Genomic DNA, 2,710 nt, shown 5'->3' on the forward strand with positions numbered 1-2,710 from the left:
GCACCACAATCAACCGTGGTTACCAGTATTTAAGGCACTTTTATCCCTTCATAATATGGCATTGTTACTATGCGGCAGCAACATGACCACGTTTGAATGGAGTGCTACCGCCGCATATGAGGTGTTGGTTTTGCATATATAATTATTTAACATAATAAACCTTATCAGACGTTAAAAAGACAACTTTGCCACCTAAACCAGTATGCTATCAATGATAACGGTTGTGCTGACGTGAATCGACCGCAGGGAGCGTGGGGGGCAATGGGACAGGTTCACTCGTGTGGTGGGTATGAAGCAGGGACAGAGCCGTCTCTCTCTTGCCTGGCCACTGCTAAGGCTGTTGCAGGTGGGGCTAAGACCAGGCCGCTTGGGCCAGTCGGCTGCCTTTTGCAGATTGCCGGATTGGCTATATAGCACGTTTCGATTGGATTAAATACAATATACATGGCATTTTTATGGGGTCAAGGGGACTTCTTCGTGCCCGGGGCGGCTCGCCCCTCCCCTTGCGGGGGGTTCTGAAGGGGGCCAGGTGCGACTTTTATGGCAGGGGTGCCTCACCCCCTGGAGCGTCAAGAAGCGGAGCCGCCCCTTTCTTTCTTTTTTGAAACGTGCTATATATGTCATCACAGGATTTTTCACAGCAAGCGTTTTTTTTATTTCTTTTTGCAATAACAATATTGTATACTACCGTCTATGAGCAAGAGTGTCTTAAATAGCTACATTGACAAGATGACGGGCCATACGAAAAATCCGCAGGTTGTGGATGTTTCGGAAATATTTTGGTCGTGGGTTGGGGCTTTTTGGGGTATCAGCGCTGTAGCTCTCCTGCACTACAAGGTGTTTAAGGGAATGGACATGATGATGCTGATTGGTTCGTTTGGGGCGTCGGCTGTGCTGATTTATGCAGCGATCAAGAGTCCGCTGGCTCAACCGAGGAACTTGCTCGGAGGGCATATCTTGTCGGGACTGGTTGGCGTGGCTGCTTACAACATTTTTGGTGGTCATCTGTGGCTTGCGGCCCCGATGGCAGTTGCCACGGCAATTGCGGTAATGCTTGCAACAAAGACGCTTCATCCCCCGGGAGGTGCAACCGCCTTAATCGCCGTCATAGGCGGAGCGGATGTACATGCCCAGGGCTTTCTGTATGCCCTTATACCTGCCGGAAGCGGGGCGATAATCATGCTGCTCGTTGCACTGATAGTCAACAACATCCCAAAGACCCGGCGATATCCGGAGTTTTGGTTTTAGGGTGTGTAGGAGCCTTGAATTTATACTTTTCAGGTGTATTAAGTTATATAAATTTGATCGATTTTAAGTAAAAAAAACTAAGGAGTACATATGGCAGCCGTGCAGGGCAGAAAGAAAATTGGCGAGGCACTTATACAGGCAGGATTAATTACACAGGCCCAATTGCAAAGGGCATTGAATCACCAGGCCACGTTAAAGGCAATAGGTGAACGACCGCTTTTGGGTAATGTACTCGTTGAATTAAACATTTTAACAGTAAATCAGTTGTTGGCTGCCACACAGAGGTATGACTTCAAACTGCCGTTCTGTGAGTACCTGTTAATGGACAACAAGGTGACAAAAGAACAGGTCTACCAGGCCCTGGCAGTGCAAGAGGCAAACCCCACAAGGCGCCTTGGCGATATACTGGTTAAAGACCTTAAAATAATAAGCCATGAAACCCTCTTAAGGACGCTCGCCAAGCAATATAACGTGGCACGCATAAAGCCGGACGTCTCCGAGGTAGAACCCGATGTGTTCTTTGCATTTACCGATAAAATGTTGTTGGAAAAACAGTGCATACCGTACAAGAAGTTCGTGGCCGACCAGGGCATGGTGATCTGCCAGTGTCTGGTGGCAGACATAAAACGCAGGGACCTCCAAAAGCTGACAGATGAGGTATCCAGGGTACTGAGGACACAGATAACCGCCGAAACCAAGGGGGCTGAAAAAATCACCGTTACTGTTGAATATGCCCTCGCTGACCTTGATGAGATCATGTCATTTATACCGCACGCATATGAAAACAAAGAGGCGATCTCCTTCTCAAAGAAGATCAAGGTAGATACGATGGAGCGTGAGGAGACGCTCAATATCGGCAGAAAATTCTACTCAACCAACACAAATCTCAATATCTTTATGCAAATAATGATGAAGGCAATAGACTTGGGGGCCTCCGACATACACTTTGAGCCGATGAAGGACAAGCTGCGCGTGCGTTTCCGCATTGACGGCGTGTTGATACCGCAGCCTGACCTGCCAAAGGCCCTCAATTCTCATTTTATCAGAGGGCTTAAAAACTTCTTCAGATTCAAGGACTCACACCTCAGAAACGTTGTTGTTGATGACCGTAAGAGGGTATTTTACGAGGACAAGGGCATCGAGACAGACCTGAGAATATCGATCCTGCCAACCGTGTTTGGCGATAAGATGGTCATACGTGTGCTCATTCAAAGCGACGTTATCCCGACGTTTGAGAAGCTGGGGATGTTCAAAAACCTTATGCTCAAGTACCAGATGGTGTGTTCGATGTCGTCGGGGATAGTGATCGTGACCGGTCCCACGGGTTCGGGCAAGACCACGACCCTGTTTGCCACGCTGGACTACCTCAACGATGAATCCATAAACATCCTTACCCTTGAGGACCCCCCCCGAGTACCTGATCCATGGAGTGAATCAGGCCAGGGTCTCAGGAGATGATACC

Annotated in this window: 2 protein-coding genes; both read left to right on the forward strand. The window is 48.4% G+C overall.

Going from position 1 to position 2,710, the window contains the following annotated elements; translation table 11 throughout:
* Nucleotides 1–693 precede the first annotated feature (693 nt).
* Nucleotides 694–1,248, forward strand: coding sequence for an HPP family protein (locus HWQ67_RS15810; protein WP_218253649.1), 555 nt, complete (start codon nt 694–696; stop codon nt 1,246–1,248).
* A gap of 90 nt (nt 1,249–1,338) precedes the next feature.
* On the forward strand, nt 1,339–2,706 hold the full coding sequence (locus HWQ67_RS15815) for a GspE/PulE family protein (protein WP_218253650.1): 1,368 nt from the start codon (nt 1,339–1,341) through the stop codon (nt 2,704–2,706).
* Nucleotides 2,707–2,710 lie beyond the last annotated feature (4 nt).

Origin of the sequence: Candidatus Magnetobacterium casense, assembly GCF_019173545.1 — a bacterium.
GTDB classification, from domain to species: Bacteria; Nitrospirota; Thermodesulfovibrionia; order Thermodesulfovibrionales; family Magnetobacteriaceae; genus Magnetobacterium; species Magnetobacterium cryptolimnobacter.

What these genes read in the sequence shown, in the direction of transcription:
- HWQ67_RS15815 (WP_218253650.1), top strand. Translation starts at nt 1,339, where the DNA reads ATGGCAGCCGTGCAGGGCAGAAAGAAAATTGGCGAGGCACTTATACAG.
- HWQ67_RS15810 (WP_218253649.1), top strand. Translation starts at nt 694, where the DNA reads ATGAGCAAGAGTGTCTTAAATAGCTACATTGACAAGATGACGGGCCAT.